Annotated in this window: 23 protein-coding genes; 19 read left to right on the top strand and 4 right to left on the bottom strand. The window is 74.3% G+C overall.

Annotated elements, in window-relative coordinates; all coding sequences use genetic code 11:
• Positions 1–25 precede the first annotated feature (25 nt).
• The 7 genes from rpmI to ACWGKI_RS06020 all read left to right on the top strand — a co-directional run bounded on the left by rpmI (position 26) and on the right by ACWGKI_RS06020 (position 7,129).
• Positions 26–220, top strand: coding sequence for a 50S ribosomal protein L35 (gene rpmI / locus ACWGKI_RS06050; RefSeq protein WP_380245181.1), 195 nt, complete (start codon positions 26–28; stop codon positions 218–220).
• A 90-nt stretch (positions 221–310) separates the two neighbouring features.
• Entirely contained in the window at positions 311–694 is a 384-nt protein-coding gene (gene rplT / locus ACWGKI_RS06045; protein WP_380245182.1) for a 50S ribosomal protein L20, read from the top strand.
• 44 nt (positions 695–738) lie between these two features.
• Complete coding sequence (locus tag ACWGKI_RS06040; protein WP_452185501.1) at positions 739–1,590, top strand: TrmH family RNA methyltransferase; 852 nt, start codon at positions 739–741, stop codon at positions 1,588–1,590.
• Positions 1,591–1,706: 116 nt separating this feature from the next.
• Positions 1,707–2,390: a 2'-5' RNA ligase family protein gene (locus tag ACWGKI_RS06035; protein WP_452185499.1), complete on the top strand. Its 684-nt coding sequence runs from the start codon at positions 1,707–1,709 to the stop codon at positions 2,388–2,390.
• Between the two features lie 167 nt (positions 2,391–2,557).
• Positions 2,558–3,631: a phenylalanine--tRNA ligase subunit alpha gene (gene pheS / locus ACWGKI_RS06030; RefSeq protein ID WP_380245185.1), complete on the top strand. Its 1,074-nt coding sequence runs from the start codon at positions 2,558–2,560 to the stop codon at positions 3,629–3,631.
• The gene (gene pheT / locus ACWGKI_RS06025) at positions 3,631–6,243 is read left to right on the top strand and encodes a phenylalanine--tRNA ligase subunit beta (protein ID WP_452185497.1); all 2,613 of its coding nucleotides are present in this window, start codon (positions 3,631–3,633) and stop codon (positions 6,241–6,243) included. The genes pheS and pheT overlap by 1 nt, the downstream gene beginning before the upstream one ends.
• Positions 6,236–7,129 carry an SDR family NAD(P)-dependent oxidoreductase gene (locus tag ACWGKI_RS06020; protein ID WP_452185495.1) on the top strand — a complete coding sequence of 298 codons (894 nt, stop codon included), beginning with the start codon at positions 6,236–6,238 and terminating at the stop codon, positions 7,127–7,129. Before pheT ends, ACWGKI_RS06020 begins: the two co-directional genes overlap by 8 nt.
• A 22-nt stretch (positions 7,130–7,151) precedes the next feature.
• On the opposite strand, the gene ACWGKI_RS06015 is transcribed toward ACWGKI_RS06020, so the two are convergent.
• The 4 genes from ACWGKI_RS06015 to ACWGKI_RS06000 all read right to left on the bottom strand — a co-directional run bounded on the left by ACWGKI_RS06015 (position 7,152) and on the right by ACWGKI_RS06000 (position 10,495).
• A complete protein-coding gene (locus ACWGKI_RS06015) occupies positions 7,152–7,937 on the bottom strand; it encodes an LLM class F420-dependent oxidoreductase (RefSeq protein WP_380244126.1) in 786 nt (261 codons plus the stop codon).
• Between the two features lie 34 nt (positions 7,938–7,971).
• The gene (locus ACWGKI_RS06010; RefSeq protein ID WP_452185493.1) at positions 7,972–8,763 is read right to left on the bottom strand and encodes a methyltransferase domain-containing protein; all 792 of its coding nucleotides are present in this window, start codon (positions 8,761–8,763) and stop codon (positions 7,972–7,974) included.
• 94 nt (positions 8,764–8,857) lie between these two features.
• A complete protein-coding gene (locus ACWGKI_RS06005) occupies positions 8,858–9,841 on the bottom strand; it encodes a quinone oxidoreductase family protein (RefSeq protein WP_452185491.1) in 984 nt (327 codons plus the stop codon).
• 48 nt (positions 9,842–9,889) lie between these two features.
• On the bottom strand, positions 9,890–10,495 hold the full coding sequence (locus ACWGKI_RS06000) for a DUF1684 domain-containing protein (protein ID WP_452185489.1): 606 nt from the start codon (positions 10,493–10,495) through the stop codon (positions 9,890–9,892).
• A 23-nt stretch (positions 10,496–10,518) separates the two neighbouring features.
• Between ACWGKI_RS06000 and ACWGKI_RS05995 the strand changes: the two genes are divergently transcribed.
• The 12 genes from ACWGKI_RS05995 to tyrS all read left to right on the top strand — a co-directional run bounded on the left by ACWGKI_RS05995 (position 10,519) and on the right by tyrS (position 22,593).
• Positions 10,519–11,037 carry an N-acetyltransferase family protein gene (locus ACWGKI_RS05995; protein WP_452185487.1) on the top strand — a complete coding sequence of 173 codons (519 nt, stop codon included), beginning with the start codon at positions 10,519–10,521 and terminating at the stop codon, positions 11,035–11,037.
• A gap of 63 nt (positions 11,038–11,100) precedes the next feature.
• Positions 11,101–12,189, top strand: coding sequence for an N-acetyl-gamma-glutamyl-phosphate reductase (gene argC / locus ACWGKI_RS05990; protein ID WP_452185485.1), 1,089 nt, complete (start codon positions 11,101–11,103; stop codon positions 12,187–12,189).
• On the top strand, positions 12,186–13,376 hold the full coding sequence (argJ, locus tag ACWGKI_RS05985) for a bifunctional glutamate N-acetyltransferase/amino-acid acetyltransferase ArgJ (RefSeq protein WP_452185483.1): 1,191 nt from the start codon (positions 12,186–12,188) through the stop codon (positions 13,374–13,376). The genes argC and argJ overlap by 4 nt, the downstream gene beginning before the upstream one ends.
• Positions 13,373–14,329: an acetylglutamate kinase gene (gene argB, locus ACWGKI_RS05980; RefSeq protein WP_380244119.1), complete on the top strand. Its 957-nt coding sequence runs from the start codon at positions 13,373–13,375 to the stop codon at positions 14,327–14,329. Before argJ ends, argB begins: the two co-directional genes overlap by 4 nt.
• Complete coding sequence (locus ACWGKI_RS05975; protein WP_452185481.1) at positions 14,326–15,663, top strand: acetylornithine transaminase; 1,338 nt, start codon at positions 14,326–14,328, stop codon at positions 15,661–15,663. The genes argB and ACWGKI_RS05975 overlap by 4 nt, the downstream gene beginning before the upstream one ends.
• Positions 15,663–16,595 carry an ornithine carbamoyltransferase gene (gene argF, locus ACWGKI_RS05970; protein ID WP_452185479.1) on the top strand — a complete coding sequence of 311 codons (933 nt, stop codon included), beginning with the start codon at positions 15,663–15,665 and terminating at the stop codon, positions 16,593–16,595. Before ACWGKI_RS05975 ends, argF begins: the two co-directional genes overlap by 1 nt.
• Positions 16,592–17,128: an arginine repressor gene (locus tag ACWGKI_RS05965; RefSeq protein WP_380244116.1), complete on the top strand. Its 537-nt coding sequence runs from the start codon at positions 16,592–16,594 to the stop codon at positions 17,126–17,128. Before argF ends, ACWGKI_RS05965 begins: the two co-directional genes overlap by 4 nt.
• A 78-nt stretch (positions 17,129–17,206) precedes the next feature.
• Complete coding sequence (locus tag ACWGKI_RS05960) at positions 17,207–18,436, top strand: argininosuccinate synthase (RefSeq protein ID WP_380244115.1); 1,230 nt, start codon at positions 17,207–17,209, stop codon at positions 18,434–18,436.
• 52 nt (positions 18,437–18,488) lie between these two features.
• Positions 18,489–19,907: an argininosuccinate lyase gene (gene argH, locus ACWGKI_RS05955; protein WP_452185568.1), complete on the top strand. Its 1,419-nt coding sequence runs from the start codon at positions 18,489–18,491 to the stop codon at positions 19,905–19,907.
• An 85-nt stretch (positions 19,908–19,992) separates the two neighbouring features.
• On the top strand, positions 19,993–20,613 hold the full coding sequence (locus ACWGKI_RS05950; RefSeq protein ID WP_452185476.1) for a uridine kinase family protein: 621 nt from the start codon (positions 19,993–19,995) through the stop codon (positions 20,611–20,613).
• Positions 20,610–21,272: a DNA-3-methyladenine glycosylase gene (locus tag ACWGKI_RS05945; protein ID WP_452185474.1), complete on the top strand. Its 663-nt coding sequence runs from the start codon at positions 20,610–20,612 to the stop codon at positions 21,270–21,272. Before ACWGKI_RS05950 ends, ACWGKI_RS05945 begins: the two co-directional genes overlap by 4 nt.
• A 61-nt stretch (positions 21,273–21,333) precedes the next feature.
• Positions 21,334–22,593, top strand: coding sequence for a tyrosine--tRNA ligase (tyrS, locus tag ACWGKI_RS05940; protein WP_380244112.1), 1,260 nt, complete (start codon positions 21,334–21,336; stop codon positions 22,591–22,593).
• The last annotated feature ends 440 nt before the right edge of the window (positions 22,594–23,033 follow it).

Below are 23,033 nucleotides of genomic sequence, written 5' to 3'. Positions count from 1 at the left end.
ACCGACACGAGGAGATACGGCAGTCATGCCGAAGAACAAGACGCACTCCGGCGCCAAGAAGCGCTTCAAGGTCACCGGCAGCGGCAAGCTCATGCGTGAGCAGACCAACGCTCGTCACTACCTGGAGCACAAGTCCAGCCGCCGCACCCGTCGTCTGGCTCAGGACCAGGTGGTCTCGGCCGCCGACACCAAGACCATCAAGAAGCTGCTCGGCAAGTGACCCGCCCGGGCGGATCGCGCCGTCGACGATGAACTCGTCGCACGCGGCCGCCGGCAGCACTTCCGGACCCGACACTGCAAGGAGCATCACGTGGCACGCGTGAAGCGGGCGGTCAACGCCCACAAGAAGCGCCGTACGACCCTCGAGCGCGCCAGCGGCTACCGCGGCCAGCGTTCGCGCCTGTACCGGAAGGCGAAGGAGCAGGTCACCCACTCCCTCGTCTACTCGTACCGCGACCGCAAGGCGAAGAAGGGCGACTTCCGCAAGCTGTGGATCCAGCGCATCAACGCTGCGTCCCGCGCGCAGGGGCTGACCTACAACCGCCTCATCCAGGGCCTCAAGGCCGCTGGTGTCGAGGTCGACCGTCGCATGCTCGCCGAGCTCGCGGTCAACGACGTGGCGGCGTTCAACGCGATCGTCCAGGTCGCCAAGGACGCGCTGCCGGCTGACGTCAACGCGCCGAAGGCCGCCTGAGCCACCGCTCAGCACCCGGACGCCCGGACACCCCTGACCTGTCGATGCCCCGCATCCCCGACGTGACGCTCGCCAACCCGCGAGCGGACCGGGTCAAGCAGGTCAGGGCGCTGTCCGGGCGTCCTGCGCGTTCCCGGCACGGGCAGTTCCTCGTCGAGGGGCCGCAGGGCGTGCGCGAGGCCGTGCGGCACGCGGCCGCCGACGTCCGGGACCTGTACCTCACGCAAGCCGCCGCCGAGCGCTACGTCGAGATCGTCGACGCCGCGCTCGAGGCCGGGCTCCGAGTCCATCTCGGCACCGGCGAGGTGCTGGAGGCGATGAGCCCGGACGCCCAGGGCGTCCTCGCCGTCGTCCGGTCCCGCGCGCTCGCGCTCGACGACGCGCTGCGGGGGATCGCCGGGCGGCCCTTGCTGGTCTCGGTGCTCGCGAACGTCCGCGACCCGGGCAACGCGGGCACGGTGATCCGCGCGTCCGACGCCGCCGGCGCCGACCTCGTGGTGCTCGCCGGCGAGAGCGTCGACCTGCACAACCCGAAGGTCGTCCGCTCCACCGCGGGCTCTCTCTTCCACCTGCCCGTCGTGACGGGGCTGCCGCTCGCCGACGTCGTGGCCGCCGTGCGCGGCGCGGGCTGCGTCGTCCTCGCCGCCGACGGCGCGGGACCGCACGACCTCGACGACCTTCTCGACGTGGCCGGCTCCGCGCCGGACGACGGCCGGCCCGACCTGTCGGGCTCGACCGCCTGGGTCTTCGGCAACGAGGCGTGGGGCCTGCCCGAGGCCGACCGCGCCCTGGCCGACGCCGTCGTGCGTGTGCCGATCCGAGGCCGCGCCGAGTCGCTCAACCTGGCCACGGCCGCCACCGTCTGCCTGTACGCGAGCGGACGCGCCCAGCGATGACGCGGGGCGGGCCGGCGCGGTCCGGTCCGCGTCTGCCGCGACGGTCGTCGAAGCCCTCTGCCGACCGCCCCGGACGCCTCCCGTCCGTGCACCGCGCCCGTGAATAGCATGGGCGGATGCGTCTGTTCACGGCCGTGTACCTGTCCGCCGCTGCGGGCGCTCACCTGGAGCTCGCTCTCGCCGGCGTGGGGGGTGCCGCCGTGGCCGACCCCGGGCGCGGTCTGCGGTGGGTCCCGCCCGACCAGCGCCACGTGACCCTCGCCTTCCACGGCGACGTGCCCGACGGCGCGGTGCCCGGTTATGTCGACGCCCTGCACGTCGCCCTCGCCGACGTGCCGCCGTTCGAGCTGTCCCTGACCGGCAGCGGCTCTTTCGGGGGCCGGACCCTCTGGGTCGGCGTGGCCGGGGCGGTGGACGTCCTGCGCCGGGTCGCGGACCTCGTGCAGGACGCCGCCGTCGGCGTCGCGGGGCTGCCCGCCTCGGACCGGGCTTCTGGCCGACCGCACCTCACGGTCGCGCGCGCGACGCTGCGGTCCGCCGAGGGGCGGCGGCAGGTCGCCGGCGCACGGGGCGGGTCGCGCCGCCCGCGCGGCCGGGAGCAGGAGGGGTCGCCCCTGGTGCCGTGGGCACAGGCCCTCGCCGTGTACCGGGGACCCGCGTGGGAGGTGGACGCCGTGCACGTCGTCGCCTCCCGGCTGGGGGAGGGGCGCTCCGGCGGCCCGGTGCACGAGGACGCCGCGGTCGTCCCGCTGGCGAGCCGCGACGCGTCGGGCGGCCCCGTGCCATCATGGGAGGCGTGACACGCCGCGACCGCCGATTTACCGGGCCCGCCACGGGCCCGGCACCGGCTGCGCCCGCGCGCTGAACGCGCGCGGCACCGCGGACGCCGACCTGACCGGCCCGGGCGGGCACATAAACTGACCCCCGCCGCCACAGCCCTCGCAGGGACCCTCTCAGGAAGGCACGCATGTCCACGCCCGCACCCACCCCAGACCTCGGCCCCGACCCGCTCGACGTCGGCGCGCTCGACGCCGCCGTCTCCGACGCCCTCGCCGCGGTCGCCGCGGCGCGCGACCTCGACGAGCTCAAGGCCGTCCGCAGCGCCCACACGGGGGACCGGAGCGCCCTCGCGCTGGCGAACCGCGCCATCGGCACCCTCCCCGGCCCCGACAAGGCTGCCGCCGGCAAGAACGTGGGACCCCGCCGCGGCCGCGTGAACCAGGCGATCACCGCACGCCAGGCCGAGCTCGAGGCCGAGCGGGACGAGCGTGTCCTCGTCGACGAGGCCGTCGACGTCACGCTGCCGACCGACCGGCGCCCGGTCGGCGCCCGGCACCCGATCGAGCTGGTGCAGGAGCGCATCGCGGACTTCTTCGTCGGGCTCGGCTGGGAGATCGCCGACGGGCCCGAGGTCGAGGCGGAGTGGTTCAACTTCGACGCCCTGAACTTCGACCAGGACCACCCGGCGCGCCAGATGCAGGACACGTTCTACGTGGAGGGGGAGGGCGGCAAGCCGTCGAACCTCGTGCTGCGCACGCACACGTCGCCGGTCCAGTCCCGCTCGCTGCTCGAGCGGGGGGTCCCGCTGTACGTCGCGTGCCCGGGCAAGGTCTTCCGCACGGACGCGCTCGACGCCACGCACACCCCGGTCTTCCACCAGGTCGAGGGCATCGCCATCGACAAGGGCCTGACGATGGCGAACCTCGTCGGCACGCTGGACGCGTTCGCGCGGGCGATGTTCGGGCCCGAGGCGCGCACGCGGTTGCGGCCGAGCTTCTTCCCCTTCACCGAGCCCAGCGCGGAGATGGACCTGTGGTTCCCGCAGAAGAAGGGCGGGGCCGGCTGGATCGAGTGGGGCGGCTGCGGCATGGTCAACCCGAACGTCCTGCGGGCGGCCGGGATCGACCCCGAGGAGTACCAGGGCTTCGCCTTCGGGATGGGCATCGAGCGCACGCTCATGCTGCGTCACACGATCGCGGACATGCACGACATCGTGGAGGGCGACGTGCGCTTCTCCACCCAGTTCGGGACGGAGATCTGATGCCTCGCATCGTCACTGACTGGCTCGGCGAGCACGTCGAGCTGCCGGCGGACCTCACGGCGGAGCAGCTCGCCGCCGCGCTGGTGAAGGTCGGGCTGGAGGAGGAGGAGATCCACCCGGCCGCCGTCACCGGCCCGCTCGTCGTGGGCCGCGTGCTCGCACAGACGCCCGAGCCGCAGAAGAACGGCAAGACCATCAACTGGTGCCTGGTCGACGTCGGCCCGGAGCACAACGCCGTCCAGATCAAGGGTGTCGACGACGCCGACGTGCCTGCCGGTGGCGCGCGCGGCATCGTCTGCGGGGCGCACAACTTCGGCGTGGGTGACCTCGTCGTGGTGTCGCTGCCCGGTGCCGTGCTGCCCGGTGGCTTCGCGATCGCCGCCCGCAAGACCTACGGGCACGTCTCCGACGGGATGATCTGCTCGGTGCGCGAGCTGGGCATCGGCGAGGACCACGACGGGATCCTCGTGCTCACCCGCGCGGGCTTCGACGCCGCGGACCTCACGCCCGGACAGGACGCGACCGCGCTGCTCGGTCTCGGCGACGAGGTGCTCGAGATCAACGTGACCCCGGACCGCGGGTACGCGTTCAGCTACCGCGGCGTGGCGCGCGAGTACGCGCACTCCACGGGTGCGCGGTTCACCGACCGCGGGCTGGCGGAGAACCTGGTCACGCCCCCGCCGGCCGCCACCGCGGACGGGTTCGCCGTGGAGGTCGACGACGCCGCGCCGATCCACGGGCAGGTGGGGTGCGACCGGTTCGTCACGCGCGTGGTGCGGGGCATCGACCCTGCCGCGCCGACGCCGTCGTGGATGAAGCGTCGTCTCGAGGGCTCGGGCATGCGGGCCATCTCCCTGGCCGTGGACGTCACCAACTACGTGATGCTCGACCTCGGTCAGCCCCTGCACGCCTACGACCTCGCCCAGGTGACGGCGCCGATCGTCGTCCGTCGTGCGGCGCCGGGCGAGCGGCTCACCACGCTCGACGACACCGACCGCGCGCTCGACGCCGAGGACCTGCTCATCACCGACTCGCCCGCGGGCGAGCGTGGCTCGCGGGTCCTGGGTCTGGCCGGCGTCATGGGCGGCGCGTCCTCCGAGGTGAGCGACGCCACGACGGACGTGCTGGTCGAGGCGGCGCACTTCGACCCGATCACCGTGGCCCGCACCGCGCGCCGCCACCGGCTGCCGTCCGAGGCGGCCAAGCGGTTCGAGCGCGGCGTGGACCCGCAGCTGCCTGCCGTCGCGGCGCAGCGCGTCGTCGACCTGCTCGTCGAGCTGGGCGGCGGCACCGCCGACGCCGCGGTCAGCGACCTGGACACGACGGTCGCACCGAAGTCCGTGCGCCTCGACGTCACCTTGCCCACCCGCCTGTCCGGCGTCGCGTACGACCGGTCGACGGTGGTGGGCATCCTCGAGCAGATCGGATGCACGGTGACGGACGCCGTCACCGGCGCGGCGGTGGACGCCGTCCGCGTGACCCCGCCGACGTGGCGCCCCGACCTCACCGAGCCGGCCGCGCTGGTCGAGGAGGTCGTGCGGATCGCGGGCTACGACCAGATCCCCTCGGTGCTCCCGGCCGCCATCGGCGGTCGCGGCCTCACCTCCGAGCAGCGAGCCCGCCGGACGGTGGCGCGCGCGCTGGCGGAGGCCGGTCTGGTCGAGGTGCTGTCCTACCCGTTCGTCGGCGAGGCGGACCTGGACGCGCTCGGGCTGCCGGACGAGGACGTGCGCCGGGTGACCCTGCGGCTGGCCAACCCGCTGGCCGACGACCGGCCGTTCCTGCGCGCCGACCTGCTCTCGACGCTGCTCGAGACGGCGCGCCGGAACGTCTCGCGCGGCCTGCCCGACGTGGCGGTCTTCGAGATCGGCCTGGTCACCCGACCGGTGCCGGGCACGCCGGCTCCGCCCCAGCTGCCGGTGGGCGTCCGCCCGGCCGAGGAGGACCTGGCGGCGCTCGTCGCGGCCGTGCCTGCTCAGCCGCGGCACGTCGCCGGCGTCCTGACGGGCCGGGCCGTGCCCGCCGGGTGGTGGGGAGACGGGCGGACCGCCGACTGGGCGGACGCGCTCGGCGCGGCGCAGCTCGTGGCCGTGCGCACCGGCGCGGAGGTCACCGTCGTGGCCGACTCGCGGACGATGCCCTGGCACCCCGGCCGCTGCGCGGCGCTGACGCTGGCCGACGGCACCGTCGTCGGGCATGCGGGGGAGCTGCACCCGAAGGTGGTCGAGGCGCTCGGCCTGCCCGCTCGTGCGTCGGCGTTCGAGCTCGACCTCGGCGCCCTGATCGCCGCGGGCGGCGACGAGCCGGTCGCCGCGTCGCCCGTCTCGGCGTTCCCGGCCGCCAAGGAGGACTTCGCGTTCGTCGTCGACGACGCCGTCCCCGCCGCGGACGTGCACGCCGCGGTCGTCGCGGGAGCGGGGCCGCTGCTGGAGGACGCGCACCTGTTCGACGTCTTCACCGGTGCCCAGGTGGGCGAGGGCAAGAAGTCCCTCGCCTACTCGGTGCGGCTGCGCGCCGCTGACCGCACCCTCACCGCGGACGACGTGCGAGCCGTCCGCGACGGTGTCGTCGCGGCGGCCGCCGAGAGCGTGGGGGCGGTGCTGCGTGGCTGACCAGGCCGCGACCGCCGCGACCGGCGCGACGCCGGGGCCGGAGGGCGCAGTCCCTCCGGCCCGCACGGCGCTGGTCACCGGCGCGAGCCGAGGCATCGGCCGGGCGGTCGCGGTCGGCCTGGCACGGGCCGGCCTGGACGTCGCCCTGCTGGCCCGGGACGGGGCGGCGCTGGCGGAGGTCGCCGCCGAGGTGCGGGGGCTGGGCCGCGTCGCCCTGGAGCTGCCGTGCGACGTCACGGACCTGCCTGCGGTGGCCGCAGCGGTCGGCCGGGCGGAGGCTCCCACGTCGGAGGGCGGGCTCGGCCGGGTCGACCTGCTGGTCAACAACGCCGGTCGTATCGACGCGGAGGTGCCGCTCTGGGAGGCCGACCCGGACGAGTGGTGGTCGGTGCTCGAGACCAACGTGCGCGGGCCGTTCCTGCTCTCGCGGCACGTGGTGCCGGGCATGCTGGCGCGCGGCGGAGGCCGTGTGGTGGAGCTCAACAGCGGTGCCGGGTCGCACGACAACGCCGAGGCCACGGCGTACAACGCGAGCAAGACCGCGCTCATGCGTCTCGGAGCCGGCCTGCACGCTGCCGGTCACGATCGTGGGCTGCGTGTCCTGGAGCTCGCCCCGGGTGTGGTGCGTACCGACATGACCGGCGCGATGCGCGCTCACGAGGGGCGGACGGACTGGACCCCGGTGGAGCGGACGGTGGCGCTGACGACGGCGTTCGCCCGTGGGGACCTGGACGCGTGCTCCGGCTGGTTCGTGCGTGCGTCCCACGACACCCCGGAGTCGCTGGCCCGGCTCGCGGCTCGGGCGTCGGCGCCGGCCGCGCGCCGGCTGCGGGTGCAGCCGGCGGCGGACGACGACCCGCTGACCGAGGTGCTCACCGGTCGCTGACCGTGGCACCCCGGCCGGGGGTTCACCGGCGCTCGTCGCGCCAGCGCACCCACTGCTCGACGAGGGACAGGTCGTAGTCGGGGCCGCTCGACCCGATGGTGAAGAGCGTCGCCCCGGCGTCGAGCAGGTCCTGCCCGACCTCTTCGGGCGGGGCCGACACGCCCACGGAGCGCTCCACGAGGGTCGCGGTGTCGCGCCCGACGGCCGCGCCGTGCTCGTCGAGGATCGCGGACTTGCGGGCGAGGGTGTCGACGTCGCCGAACGAGTGCCACACGTCGGCGTGCTCCGCCACCAGGCGCAGGGTCTTCTTCTCGCCCCCGCCGCCGATCAGGACCGGGATCTCGCGGGTCGGCGCGGGGTTGCCGGCGGCGAGCCGTGCCTTGATGCGGGGCAGGGCCTCGCCCAGCTCGGCGATGCGCGAGCCCGCGGTGCCGAAGTCGTAGCCGAACTGCTCGTAGTCCTTGGCGAACCAGCCCGCGCCGATGCCGAGGATCAGCCGGCCGCCGCTGATGTGGTCGACGGTGCGGGCCATGTCCGCGAGCAGCTCGGGGTTGCGGTACGAGTTGCAGGTGACGAGCGCGCCGATCTGCACGCGCTCGGTCTGCTCGGCCCACGCGCCGAGCATGGTCCAGCACTCGAAGTGCTTGCCGTCGGCGTCGCCGGACAGAGGGAAGAAGTGGTCCCAGTTGAAGATCACGTCGACCCCGGCGTCCTCCGCGCGCCGGACGGCGTCGCGGATCTGCGGGTAGTCGGCGTGCTGCGGCTGGAGCTGGACCCCGATGCGGATCGGGTGGGTGGTGTCGGTCACGGCCTGAGCCTACGACCGGCGGCCGGGGTCGTCGTCAGGCTGTCCGTGTCGCGACCGCGAACACCCGGCGGAACTCCAAGGGCGTGCCGAACGGACGTCGCGGGTAGGCGCCGCGCAGCTCTGCTCCGAGCTCGGCGTCGAACCGTGCGCGCAGGGACGTGCCGTGCGCGGCGTCGTGGGCGTCCAGGGCGTGCAGCACCGGCTGTGCGCCCGTCGCGGAGATCCAGCGCAGGACGGGGTCCTCGCCGCCGAGCACGTGCGTGTAGGTGGTCTCCCACGCGTCGACGGACCAGCCGGGGGCGGCGAGGATCTCCAGGTACTCGGCGGGGTCGGCGACGGCTCGTCGCTCCACCTGCCCGACGGCGGCGGCGTAGGGGGCGCGCGCCGCGACCTCCCGCAGCAGCCGGTGGCTGGGCGCGTCGTGGTTCCCGGGCACGGAGAACGCGAACGTCTGACGTGCTGTGGCGGCGAGCGCCGGGAGCAGGTCACGGTGCCCCGGCACCCACTGGAGGGTGGCGTTGCTGATGACGAGGTCGGCCTCGGGTGACGGACCTCGGCCGGCGGCGTGGTCGCGCACGTCGCCGAGCTCGTAGCGGCCGTCCGGGTCCGCCGTCCGGGCGCGCTCGATCATCGCGGGGGAGGAGTCGATCCCGACGAACGAGGCGTCCGGCCATCGTCCGCGCAGCACGGGGGTGAGGTGGCCGGGGCCACAGCCGAGGTCCACGATGCTCGCCGGTTCGCGCTGCACGCGGGCGAGGAGCTCGCCGTACGGGCGGGAGCGCTCGTCGGTGTAGCGCAGGTAGGCGGTGGGGGACCAGTCGGCCACGGCGAATCCTCTCGACGTCAAGTCTCTTGATGTCGAGAGACTAGCGGGAGACGAGTCCGGGCACCAGGCCGGGTCGGCCGCGCCCGAGATCCAGCTAGGGGACCAGGAGCACCTTGCCCGTCGTGGCTCGCCCTTCGAGGGCGCGGTGGGCCTGCTCGGCGTCGGCGAGGGCGAACGTCGCACCCACGCGGACGTCCAGGTCGCCCGACGCGGCGGCGCCGAGCACCTCGGACGCGCGCCACTCCAGCTCGGCGCGGGTGAGCGTGTAGTGCGCCAGCGTCGGCCGGGTGAGGTACAGGGATCCGCCGCTGTTGAGGCGCTGCGGGTCGAACGGCGGCACCTGGCCGGACGCGCCGCCGAACAGCACCAGGGTGCCGCGGGGCCGCAACGACGCGAGCGAGGCGTCGAACGTCGCTCGGCCCACGCCGTCGTAGACCACGTGCACGCCACGGCCGTCGGTGAGGTCGCGCACGACGGCGGGCAGCTCGGTGGCGAGGTCGTCCATGGCCGCGTAGTCCACGGTGTGCGCGGCCCCGGCCGCGGACGACAGGGCGGCCTTCTCGGGCGAGGAGACCGTGGTGATGACGCGGCCGCCGCGGGCCGTCGCGAGCTGGGTGGCGAGCAGCCCGACGCCGCCGGCGCCGGCGGTGAGCAGCACGTCGTGACCCGGGCCGACCTCGAAGGTGGACGCGACCAGATAGTGCGCGGTCATGCCCTGGAGCGGCAGGGCCGCGGCCGGCACGAGGTCGAGACCCGTGGGCACGGCCACGGCGTTCGTCGCGGGGACGACGGCGAGCTCGGCGTAGGAGCCGGGGGCCTCGTTCCAGGCCACCCGGTCGCCGACCACGAAGTTCTCGACGCCGTCGCCGAGCGCCTCGACGGTGCCCGCCCCCTCGACCCCCACGACGTGCGGGTAGTCCATCGGGTAGACGCCGCCGCGTCGGTAGGTGTCGATGAAGTTGACGCCGGCGGCCGCCACGCGGACGAGGAGCTCGCCGGGGCCGGGCGACGGGTCGGGCTGCTCGACGTACTCCAGGACCTCGGGACCACCCGCCGCGCGGGCCACGACTGCGTGCATGTCTCCGAGCCTACGCACCACCGTCGAGCGTCAGCCCGGCGGCAGGGGTCAGGGCATCCGCTCCCCGGCGCGCACCGGTGCGTCCAGGCGGTTGCCCGCCGGCGCGAGCGGGCAGGTCCATGCAGGGTCGTAGCGGCACGAGGGGTGGTAGGCGAAGTTCAGGTCCACGACGACGCGGCCGTCCGCGCCGCCGAGGTCGGCGCCCTTGGCGGTGTCGAGCAGGTAGCGGCCGCCGCCGTACGACCCGGAGCCGGCGGTGCCGTCGCGCAGCGGGACGAACAGCCCGCCGCCGTACTGGGCCAGCCACCAGGCGTCGAGCATGCCGAGGCCCGGCAGCTCCAGGATGCCGACCCGCTCCATCGTCGTGGTCCCGTCCGCGCCGGTGTCGACGGCGAGGGTGGCCGGCTCGGCCGCCTGCAGCGGCAGCTCGAACCGGAGCGAAGGGTCGTAGGGCCAGCACGGCAGGCCCGTCGAACGCAGCGGGTCGCCCGCGGGGAGCGGGCTCTGCGGGTGGGTGCGGAACAGGGTGTCGCGCCCGGCGCGCCACAGCCCGTGACCGTGGGCCGGGTCCGGCTCGGCGCGCACGGCCGCGTACAGCTGGGCGACCCGGCGTCGCCAGTCCGTGAGCTCGAGAATGGTCTGGGTGGAGGTCACGACGTCGACCCTATGCTTCGCCTGTGACCCGAGACACCTCCGCCACCTTCACCATCCGCCCTGCGACCGACGACGACTGGGCCGCCCTGTGGCCGATCGTCGAGGGCGTCGTCCGCGAGGGCGAGACGTACGTCTACCCGCCGGACCTCACGAGCGCGCAGGGGCGCGAGCTGTGGATGGAGCGGCCGCCGGGCGCGACCGTGGTCGCGCAGGGCGCGGACGGCACGGTGCTGGGCACGGCCAAGATGGGGCCGAACCGCCCCGGCCACGGCGACCACGTGGGCACGGCGTCCTTCATGGTGTCGCCCGCCGCGCGAGGCCTCGGGGTAGGCAGGGCGCTCGGTGAGCACGCGGTCGCCTGGCACCGGGAGCAGGGGTTCCGCGGGATCCAGTTCAACGCGGTCGTGGAGTCGAACGAGGTCGCCGTCCGCCTGTGGCGCTCGCTGGGGTTCGAGGTCGTCGGCACCGTCCCCGGTGCCTTCCGCAGCCCCGCCCACGGCTACGTCGGGCTGCACGTGATGTACCTGCCGCTGGTCGACTGACGACGCGGCCGCAGCGTGGGCGAGCGTCCCTGGCGGCATGCATAGGTATGTATAGTGCTGCATATGGTCAGCACTGAGTCGCGCACGTTCCGTGTCGCCGTCGCCGGTGCCTCCGGGTATGCCGGGGGCGAGTTCCTGCGCCTGGCGGCACGCCACCCCGCGCTGGAGGTCGGCACGCTCACGGCGCACTCGAACGCGGGGGCGCGGCTCGGCGCGCTGCAGCCGCACCTGCGTTCGCTCGCGCACCGCGTGCTGGAGCCGACCACCCCCGAGGCGCTCGCCGACCACGACGTCGTCGTCCTCGGCCTCCCGCACGGGGCGTCCGGCGAGATCGCCGCCCAGCTCCCGGACGACGTGCTCGTCCTCGACCTGGGCGCCGACCACCGCCTCACCTCGGCCGCCGACTGGGAGCAGTTCTACGGCTCGGCCCACGCGGGCACCTGGCCCTACGGGCTGCCCGAGCTGCTCCACGCCGACGGTCCGGGGACGGTCACCGGCACCCAGCGCGACCGCCTGGCCGGCGCACGACGCGTCGCCGTGCCCGGCTGCAACGTCACGGCCGTCACGCTCGGGCTCCAGCCCGGCGTGGCCGCCGGCCTGGTGAGCCCGGTCGACGTCGTCGCCGTGCTCGCCAACGGCTACTCGGGAGCCGGGAAGTCCCTCAAGCCGCACCTGCTCGCCGCCGAGGGACTCGGCTCCGCCGCCCCGTACGCGGTGGGGGGCACCCACCGCCACATCCCCGAGATCACCCAGAACCTGCGCGTCGCGGGGGCGGACGAGGTGTCGATCAGCTTCACGCCCGTCCTCGTCCCGATGTCCCGGGGCATCCTCGCGACCGTCACGGCCCGGCTCGCGCCCGGCCACGAGGGTGCCACCGCCGCCGACGTGCGCGCGGCCTGGGCCGACGCGTACGCGGACGAGCCCTTCGTCGAGCTGCTGCCCGAGGGACAGTGGCCCACCACCGCCGCCACCCTCGGTGCCAACACCGCGCTCGTGCAGGTCGCCCTCGACGAGGCCGCCGGCCGCGTCGTGACGGTCACCGCCGTCGACAACCTGGTCAAGGGCACCGCCGGCCAGGCGGTCCAGGCCATGAATCTCGCCCTCGGTCTGCCGGAGACGGCAGGCCTCGTCACCGAAGGAGTCGCACCGTGACCATCACCGCACCGGCCGGGTTCCGTGCCGCCGGCGTCGCCGCCGGCCTCAAGTCGACGGGGGCGCGCGACGTCGCGCTCGTCGTCAACGACGGTCCCCGACGCACGGCCGCGGCGGTGCTGACGACCAACCGTGTGCAGGCCGCTCCCGTGGTGTGGACCCGGCAGGCCGTGTCCGACGGCGCCGCGCGCGCCGTCGTCCTGAACTCGGGCGGCGCGAACGCGTGCACCGGGCCCGAGGGGTTCGGCGACACGCACCGCACGGCGGAGCACGTCGCCGCCGTGCTCTCGGCCGGCGCCGCGGACCCCCAGGACGAGGTCGGCGCGGGCGACGTGCTCGTGTGCAGCACCGGTCTCATCGGCGTGCGCCTCGACCTCGACGCCCTGCTCGGCGGCGTCGACGCGGCAGCGGCGGCGCTCGCGGCCGACGGCGGAGACGCCGCGGCCGACGCGATCCGCACCACCGACACCGTGTCCAAGCAGGCCCTCGCAGAACGGGACGGCTGGCGCGTCGGCGGGATGGCGAAGGGCGCCGGCATGCTCGCCCCCGGCCTCGCGACGATGCTCTCCGTGGTCACCACGGACGCCGTCGTCGACGCCGCCACGGCCGACGCCGCCCTGCGCGCCGCCACGGCCGCGACGTTCGACCGCGTCGACTCCGACGGGTGCATGTCGACCAACGACACGGTGATCCTGCTCGCCAGCGGCGCGTCCGGCGTCGAGGTCGGGCTCGAGGACCTGACCCACGCGGTCACCGAGGTCACGGCCTCGCTGGCGCGCCAGCTGGTGGCCGACGCCGAGGGGGCCAGCCACGACGTGGCCGTCACCGTCACCGGCGCCACGACCGAGGAGGCAGCGGTGACGGTCGCCCGCGCCGTGACCCGCTCCAACCTGTTCAAGGCGGCGATCTTCGGCAACGACCCCAACTGGGGGCGCATCGTGGCCGCCGTCGGCACGGTGCCCGAGGACGTCGCACCCTTCGACCCCCTGTCGCTCGACGTGACGGTCAACGGGGTGCAGGTGTGCCGGGCGCAGGGTGTGGGGGAGCCGCGCGAGCTCGTCGACCTCGCGTCGTCCCGGGAGGTCACCGTCGTGGTCGACCTCCACGCCGGCGACGCTTCCGCGACCGTGTGGACCAACGACCTGACGCACGACTACGTCCACGAGAACAGCGCGTACAGCTCATGAGCAGCGACGTGGTGAACGGGCTCGCACCCGAGCAGAAGGCCGAGGTGCTCCTCGAGGCGCTGCCGTGGCTCCAGGAGTTCGCGGACGCGCTCGTCGTCGTCAAGTACGGCGGGAACGCCATGGTCGACGACGAGCTCAAGGCCGCGTTCGCCCAGGACATGGTCTTCCTGCGCCAGGTCGGGCTGCGCCCGGTGGTGGTGCACGGCGGGGGACCGCAGATCAACGCGATGCTGGAGCGCCTCGACATCCACAGCGAGTTCCGCGGCGGGCTGCGCGTCACGACCCCGGAGGCCATGGAGGTGGTGCGCATGGTCCTCACGGGCCAGGTGTCGCGCGAGCTCGTGGGCCTCATCAACGCGCACGGACCCCACGCCGTCGGGCTCTCGGGCGAGGACGGCGGCCTGTTCGGCGCGGTGCGCCGGCACGCGGTCGTCGACGGGGAGCCGGTGGACGTGGGCCTCGTCGGCGACGTCGTCGAGGTCCATCCGTCCGCCGTGCAGGACCTGCTCGACGCCGGCCGCATCCCCGTCGTGTCGACGGTCGCGCCCGACGTGGACGACCCCACCCAGGTGCTGAACGTGAACGCCGACACGGCAGCCGCGGCGCTCGCCGTCGCGCTCGGCGCCTCGAAGCTCATCGTCCTCACCGACGTCGAGGGCCTGTACACCTCGTGGCCCGACAAGGACTCGCTCGTCGAGGAGATCGCGGCGCCGGAGCTCGCCGCGCTGCTGCCGAGCCTCACCGCCGGCATGGTGCCCAAGATGGAGGCGTGCCTGCGGGCCGTGCAGGGCGGCGTGCCGCGTGCCACCGTCATCGACGGGCGGCAGCCGCACTCCGTGCTCCTGGAGGTCTTCACCACCCGCGGCAACGGGACCATGGTGGTGCCGGGCGCGGCGCCCTCGGCCACCGGCACCGTCGCGGCCGTCCCGAACAGCAAGGAGGCGGGCGCATGAGCGACCCTGCGACCACCGTGGCACCCCTGGAGTCCGTGAGCGGCGGCGCTCTGGCCGAGGCCTCGAACGCCGCCTGGACCGGCCGGTACACCCACGCGGTGATGGACACCTTCGGGCCGCCCCAGCGTGTGCTGGTCCGTGGCGAGGGCGCGTACGTCTGGGACGCCGACGGGCGACGCTACCTCGACCTGCTCGCCGGGATCGCGGTCAACGCCCTCGGCCACGCGCACCCCACCCTCACCGCGGCGGTGAGCGCGCAGCTGGGCACCCTCGGGCACGTGTCGAACTTCTTCGCCACGCCCACGCAGATCTCCCTGGCCGAGCGGCTCCTGCACCTCGCGGAGGCCCCCGCCGGATCGCGCGTGTTCTTCACGAACTCGGGCACCGAGGCGGTCGAGGCCGCGTTCAAGATGGCGCGCCGCAACCGTGGCGAGGACGGCAGCCGCACGCGGGTCCTGGCCCTCGAGGGCGGCTTCCACGGCCGCTCGATGGGCGCGCTCGCGCTCACCGCCAAGGCCGCGTACCGCGAGCCGTTCGAGCCGCTGCCCGGCGGGGTCGAGCACCTCCCGTTCGGCGACACGGCCGCCCTCGACGAGGCGTTCTCCCCGGCCGCGGTGGCCGAACGGGGCGGCGTGGCGGCTCTCGTGGTCGAGCCCTTGCAGGGCGAGGCCGGTGTGCGGCCCCTGCCGCCGGGGTACCTCGCGCACGCGCGCCGGCTCACGAGCGAGGCGGACGCGCTGCTCGTCCTCGACGAGGTGCAGACCGGCGTCGGGCGGACCGGCTCGTGGTTCGCCTACCAGCAGGCCGAGATCGGCGGCGGCGTCGTGCCCGACGTCGTCACGGTGGCCAAGGGGCTCGGCGGTGGCTTCCCGGTGGGCGCGGCGATCGCCTACGGCGAGCGCGCCGCGACGCTGCTCGGCCGCGGCCAGCACGGCACGACGTTCGGCGGCAACCCCGTGGCGGCCGCCGCAGGGCTCGCGACGCTCGGCGTGATCGAGCGCGACGGGCTGCTGGAGAACGTCCGCCGCGTCGGTGACCTGCTGCGCACCGAGATCGAGGCGGCGGGCAACCCGCTCGTCGCCGGCGTGCGCGGCCGCGGCCTCCTGCTCGCCGTCCAGCTCGCTCGCCCGGTCGCCGGCGAGGTGGCGGCGGCGGCGCTCGACGCCGGGTTCGTCGTGAACGCCGTCGCCCCCGACGCGATCCGCCTCGCACCGCCCCTCGTCCTCACCGCCGACCAGGCCCGCGACGCCGCCCGGTTCTTCGCCTCGGTCGACGTCCCCGACACCACACCTTCCGCCACGCCCGGTGGCCTGCCCGTTGAAAGGGAGCACTGATGCCCCGCCACTTCCTGCGCGACGACGACCTCGCACCCGACGAGCAGCGGGAGGTGCTCGAGCTCGGCATGGCGTTCCGGGAGGACCGGTTCGTCCGCGCGCCGCTCGCCGGTCCGCAGGGTGTCGCCGTGCTGTTCGACAAGCCGACCCTGCGCACCCAGGTCTCGTTCTCGACGGGGGTCGCCGAGCTGGGAGGCTTCCCGGTGATCGTCGACGGCCGCCTCGCCCAGGTGGGCGTGCGCGAGTCCGTCGCCGACGTCACCCGCGTCCTGGACCGCCAGGTCTCGGCCATCGTGTGGCGCACGTTCGGCCAGGACCGGATCGAGGAGATGGCGGCCGTCGCGCGGGTGCCCGTGGTCAACGCCCTCACGGACGACTTCCACCCCTGCCAGATCCTCGCGGACCTGCTCACGGTGGCCCAGCACCGCGGGGGCATCGGCGCGCTCGCAGGTCAGCGGCTCGCGTACGTCGGCGACGCGGCCAACAACATGGCGGCCTCCTACCTGCTCGGCGGCGTCACCGCCGGCCTGCACGTCGCCGTCGCAGGGCCGGACGGCTACCTCCCGCCCGAGGACGTCGTGACCCGCGCCGAGGAGATCGCCGCCACGACCGGCGGCTCCGTGACCGTGACGACCGACGTGCGCGCCGCCGTCGCGGGGGCCGACGTCGTGGCCGCCGACACGTGGGTGTCGATGGGCGACGAGGACGAGGCCGCCGACCGGCTCGCCGACCTCGCCGGCTACGCCGTCGACGACGAGCTGATGGCGGCCGCGGCCGAGGACGCGATCTTCCTGCACTGCCTGCCCGCCTACCGCGGCAAGGAGGTCACGGCCTCCGTGCTCGACGGGCCAGCCTCGGTGGTCTGGGACGAGGCCGAGAACCGGCTGCACGCGCAGAAGGCGCTGCTCACCTGGTTGCTGGAGCACCGGTGACCGCGCCCGACGGCGCGCCGGCCACGGCGGGTCCCACGACGAAGGCGGCGCGGCACGCGCGGATCGTCGAGATCGTGCGCCGCACGGCGATCCACTCCCAGGCGGAGCTGGCTCGCGAGCTCTCCGACGCCGGGGTGAGCGTCACCCAGGGCACGCTGTCGCGCGACCTCATCGAGCTGCGCGCCGAGAAGGTGCGCAACGCCGCGGGCGCGCTCGTGTACGCCGTGCCGGGCGAGGGCGGCGACCGCAGCGTCCAGGCCGCCGGCATCGGCGAGAGCGAGGTCGAGTACGTGGCGGCACGCCTCGCCCGGCTCTGCAACGACCTGCTCGTGTCCGCGGAGGCGTCGGGCAACCTCGTGGTCCTGCGCACCCCGCCCGGCGCCGCCAACTACCTCGCGTCCGCGATCGACCACTCGGTCTTCCCCGGCGTCCTCGGCTCCATCGCGGGCGACGACACCATCCTCGTGATCGCCCGCGACCCGCTCGGCGGCGACGAGGTCGCGCGCCGCTTCCTGGAGCTCACCCAGCCGTGAGCCCTGACCCGAGGCCTCGTGCCACCGGGCACCCCCTGCCAGACTTGACCCGAACCCCACGCCAGAAAGAGAACTGTGATGACTGATCGCGTCGTGCTCGCCTACTCGGGCGGCCTGGACACCTCCGTCGCCATCGGCTGGATCGCCGAGGCCACCGGGGCCGAGGTCGTCGCCGTGGCCGTCGACGTCGGCCAGGGCGGCGAGGACATGAACGTCGTGCGCAAGCGTGCCCTCGACTGCGGCGCCGTCGAGGCGTACGTCGCGGACGCGCGCGACGAGTTCGCCGCCGAGTACTGCATGCCCGCGCTGCGCGCCAACGGCCTGTACCTGGACCGGTACCCGCTCGTGTCGGCCCTCTCGCGCCCCGTGATCGTCAAGCACCTCGTGCGCGCCGCGCGCCAGTTCGGCGCCTCGACCGTCGCGCACGGCTGCACCGGCAAGGGCAACGACCAGGTCCGCTTCGAGGTCGCCACGACGTCCCTCGCGCCCGACCTCAAGACCATCGCCCCGGTCCGCGACCTGGCGCTCACGCGCGAGAAGGCGATCGAGTACGCCGAGCGGAACGACCTGCCCATCGCGACCACCAAGAAGAACCCGTTCTCGATCGACCAGAACGTGTGGGGCCGCGCCGTGGAGACCGGCTTCCTCGAGGACATCTGGAACGAGCCCACCAAGGACGTCTACTCCTACACCGACGACCCGACGTTCCCGCCGGTCGCCGACGAGGTCGTCATCACCTTCGACCAGGGCGTGCCGGTGGCCCTCGACGGCGTGGCCGTCACCCCGCTGCAGGCGATCCAGGAGATGAACCGCCGGGCCGGCGCCCAGGGCGTGGGCCGCATCGACATCGTCGAGGACCGCCTCGTGGGCATCAAGTCCCGCGAGATCTACGAGGCGCCCGGCGCCATGGCCCTCATCGCCGCGCACCAGGAGCTGGAGAACGTCACGCTCGAGCGCGAGCAGGCCCGCTTCAAGCGGACCGTCGAGCAGCGCTGGGCCGAGCTGGTCTACGACGGCATGTGGTTCTCGCCGCTGAAGAAGAACCTCGACACCTTCGTCGACGAGACCCAGAAGTACGTCTCCGGCGAGATCCGGATGGTGCTGCACGGCGGCCGGGCCACGGTCACGGGCCGCCGCTCGGAGTCGAGCCTGTACGACTTCAACCTCGCCACCTACGACGAGGGCGACTCGTTCGACCAGTCGCACGCCAAGGGCTTCATCGAGATCTACGGCCTCGCCGCCAAGCAGGCCGCCGCCCGCGACGAGAAGTTCGGCAACGGCGTGGACTTCGGCACCGGGGAGTTCTGACGTGGGGTCCGAGGTCACGCCGGGGCAGGGCGGCACGGAGCCGGACGGCACCCTGACGCGCCAGTCCGACAACGTGTCGCTCTGGGGCGGCCGGTTCGCCGGCGGCCCGTCGCCGGAGCTGCAGGCGCTGTCCCAGTCGACGCACTTCGACTGGGTGCTCGCGCCGTACGACATCCGGGGGTCCCGCGCGCACGCGCGCGTGCTGCACGCCGCGGGCCTCCTGACCGACGACGAGCTGGCAGGCATGCTCGAGGGCCTGGACGTGCTGCTCGCGGACGTCGAGTCGGGAGCCTTCCTCCCCGTGCTCGGCGACGAGGACGTGCACACCGCGCTCGAGCGCGGCCTCATCGAGCGGGCGGGCGCCGAGCTCGGCGGCAAGCTGCGCGCCGGCCGGTCGCGCAACGACCAGATCGCCACGCTCGTGCGGCTCTACCTGCGGGACCAGGCGAAGACGCTCGTCGGGCTGGTGCTCGACGTCGTGGACGCCCTCGTGCAGCAGGCGCGGACGGCCGGAGACGCCGTCATGCCCGGGCGCACGCACCTGCAGCACGCCCAGCCCGTGCTCCTGGCGCACCAGCTCCTCGCGCACGCGTGGCCGCTGCTGCGCGACGTGGACCGCCTCCTCGACTGGGACGTGCGCGCGGCGCGCTCGCCCTACGGCTCGGGGGCGCTCGCGGGCTCCTCGCTGGGGCTGGACCCGGCCGCCGTGGCGGCCGAGCTCGGCTTCGACGGCCCGGTGGAGAACTCCATCGACGGCACGGCCGCGCGCGACGTCGTGGCGGAGTTCGCGTTCGTCGCGGCGATGGTCGGCATCGACCTGTCCCGGCTGAGCGAGGAGATCATCCTCTGGAACACGAAGGAGTTCGGGTTCGTGCGCCTGGACGACTCGTGGTCCACCGGGTCGAGCATCATGCCGCAGAAGAAGAACCCGGACATCGCCGAGCTGGCCCGCGGCAAGGCGGGCCGGCTCGTGGGTGACCTCACCGGCCTGCTCACCACGCTCAAGGGCCTGCCCCTGGCCTACAACCGCGACCTGCAGGAGGACAAGGAGCCCGTCTTCGACCAGGTCGCGACGCTCACCGTGCTGCTGCCCGCCTTCGCGGGGATGGTCCGGACCCTGACGTTCGACACGGTCCGGACCGCCGAGCTCGCGCCTCAGGGATTCTCCCTGGCGACCGACATCGCGGAGTGGCTGGTGCGCGAGCGTGTCCCGTTCCGCGTCGCCCACGAGGTCGCGGGCGCGTGCGTCCGGGTCTGCGAGGAGCGCGGGATCGAGCTGTGGGACCTGTCGGACGCGGAGCTGGCCGCGATCTCGGGCCACCTCACCCCGGGTGTCCGGGACGTGCTGAGCGTCGAGGGTTCGGTCGCCTCGCGCGACGGCGTCGGCGGCACCGCGCCCGCACGCGTCGCGGAGCAGCTCGAGGAGGCCGCGGGCAGGTCCGCGGAGTATCGCTCCTGGGCGGAGGGCTGAGCACCCGCCCGCCGTCGCCGGCCGTGCGTCCCCTCCGGGGCGCGCGGCCGGCGGCGTTCGCGCGCCCGGGTCGGGAGGTGGCGGCGTGACGGTGCCGCAGGACGTGCTCGAGCTGCTCGTCGCCCGGGTGGGCGAGGCTGCGCCGAGGCTGCCGGGAGCCGGTGCTCCCGAGCCGTGGCGGCGCACCCGCCTGGTGTGCGTCGACGGGCCGGCAGGGTCGGGCAAGACGACGCTGGCCACCCAGCTGGCCCTCCGGTTCGCGTGCCAGGTCGTGCACCTGGACGACCTCTACGAGGGCTGGGATGCGGGGCCGGACGGAGGTGCCCGCCGGTTCGGTGAGTGGGTGCTCGCGCCCTTGGCCGCCGGACGGCCGGGCAGGTACCGCCGGTACGACTGGGCGGCGGGACGGTACGCCGAGCCGCACGACGTCGAGCCGGCGCCCGTCCTGGTGGTCGAGGGCTGCGGGGCCGCCGCGCGCCAGGTCGACCCCTGGTCCGCCCTGCGCGTGTGGGTGCAGGCGGCCGACGACGTGCGGCTGGCGCGCGGGCTGGACCGCGACGGCGACGCCGCGCGCGACCACTGGCTGCGGTGGATGGCGGACGAGCGTGCGCACTACGCGGCCGAGCGGACGAGGGAACGCGCCGACGTGCGGCTCGACGGCCTCGGCCGGGTCGCCGGGGCGCCGGCCGGGGCGGACGCGTGGTGACCGCGGCCGCGGCGACGAGGGTGCCGGACCGTGACTGGTTCGCGCGCGACGTCCACGTCGTCGCGCGCGACCTGCTCGGTGCCCTGCTGACGCGCCGCACGCCGGACGGACCGGTCACCGTCCGGCTCACCGAGGTCGAGGCGTACGCCGGCCCGGGCGACCCGGGGTCGCACGCCTACCGGGGCGAGACGGCGCGCAACCGCACGATGTTCGGCGAGCCCGGGCGGGTGTACGTCTACCGGCACCTGGGCCTGCACCACTGCATGAACGTCGTGTGCAGCCCGCCGGGCGCCGCGTCGGCCGTGCTGCTGCGGGCGGGCGAGGTGGTCGAGGGCGTCGCCCTCGCGCGCGAGCGACGTGCCGCGGCGGGCGTCACGCGGTCGGATCTCGACCTGGCACGCGGCCCCGCGCGGCTGACGGTCGCCCTCGCCGTCACACGAGAGGACGACGGTCAGGACGTCACCGACCCCGATGGTGACCTCGTGCTGCACGTCCCCGTGACAGCGGTCCGGGACGCGCGCGAGGTCGCCACCGGTCCCCGGGTGGGGGTGAGCGGCGAGGGCGGTCGCGCGGACCTGTTCCCCTGGCGGGCGTGGCTGGCCGGTGACCCGACGGTGTCCCCGTACCGCGCGGCCGGACCGCGGCGCCGGTCGCGGTAGCGGTCGGGCACACTAGGAGAGCGACCCGTCCGGGTCGCGTCCTGATGAAGAGGAGCACACGGTGACCGACGTTCTCGACGAGCTGCACTGGCGAGGCCTGGTGGCGCAGTCCACCGACGAGGCCGCGCTGCGCACTGCGCTGGCCGAGGGACCCGTCACCTATTACGCGGGCTTCGACCCGACCGCGCAGAGCCTGCACATCGGTCACATGGTCCAGCTGTTGAACATGCGCCGCCTGCAGCTCGCGGGGCACCGCCCCCTCGCGCTGGTCGGCGGGGCCACGGGCCTCATCGGCGACCCGCGCCCGACCACGGAACGCTCGATGCAGTCGCGCGACGTCGTCGCCGGCTGGGTCGACCGCATCCGTGCCCAGATCGAGCCGTTCCTCGACTTCGAGGGCCCGGCGGCGGCGCGCATGGTCAACAACCTCGACTGGACCGCGTCCATGTCGGCGATCGACTTCCTGCGTGACGTCGGCAAGCACTTCCGGGTCGGGACCATGCTGTCGAAGGACATCGTGGCGCGCCGGCTGCGCTCGGACGAGGGCATCAGCTTCACCGAGTTCAGCTACCAGGTGCTGCAGGGCATGGACTTCCGGGAGCTGTACGAGCGCCACGGGTGCACGCTGCAGCTCGGCGGGAACGACCAGTGGGGGAACCTGCTGTCGGGCGTCGAGCTGATCCGCAAGGCGCACGGCACGACGGTGCACGCCCTGACCTCGCCGCTCATCACCAAGGCGGACGGCACGAAGATGGGCAAGTCGGAGGGCGGGGCCGTGTGGCTGGACCCGGAGCTGACGAGCCCGTACGCCTTCTACCAGTTCTGGCTCAACACGGCCGACGCCGACGTCGTGAAGTACCTCAAGGTGTTCACCTTCCGCTCGCGGGAGGAGATCGAGTCGCTCGAGGGGGAGGTGGCCGAGCGGCCGTTCGCCCGCGAGGCGCAGCGGGCCCTGGCCGGCGACCTCACGACCCTGGTGCACGGGCAGGGAGCGACGGACGCCGTCATCTCGGCCAGCCAGGCGCTCTTCGGTCGGGGGGACCTGCAGGCGCTCGACGCCGGCACCCTCGGCGCCGCGGTGTCCGAGCTGCCCCGCACGACGGCGAAGGCCGGCGACCTCGTGGTCGATGCGCTGGTCGGCTCGGGCCTGGTGGCCTCGAAGGCCGCCGCGCGCCGGGCGATCGGGGAGGGCGGCGCGTACGTGAACAACACGAAGGTGGTCTCCGAGGACGCCGCCCTCGCGCCGGAGGACCTGCTGCACGGTCGGTACGCGGTGCTGCGCCGGGGCAAGCGGACCCTGGCGGTGGCCGAGGCGGAGTAGTGGCCGCAGGTTCGTGACCGGGCCCGGGAGGAGCGCATCAGCTCCTCCCGGGCCCTGTGCGTTCCCTCCCGGTCACGTCCCAGGCCACGGTCCCCGGGCATCGGCGCAGGTCAGAGCGCGATTTGGCACCCCGCCAAGAGTGTGTGTAATGTTCTGGTCGTTCGCCCGACAGGGAGAACGGACACCGAGGAGACAGCCGAGAGGCTGGGTACCGGTGGCCGGCCCGGGGCGGACAACCCGAATCCTTCTTCACGAGGTCGACGAGTGCGCCTTCGTTCGGGAACGGGACGTTCGAACCATCGCTTTCAGGCTTCGGCCGGGACTTGACGGGGCAGAACGAACCGAGTAAGTTTGAGGGGTTGCCCCGGCGGGGCTGGAACGGAAAAGGTTCTGGTCTTGTGGGTGTGCGTCGGTTGTTTGAGAACTCAACAGTGTGTTTG

The sequence above is a fragment of the Isoptericola sp. NPDC055881 genome, from assembly GCF_053615895.1.
The sequence above is the reverse complement of the archived record's forward strand: the minus strand, read 5'-3'. Positions and strand labels throughout refer to the sequence as shown.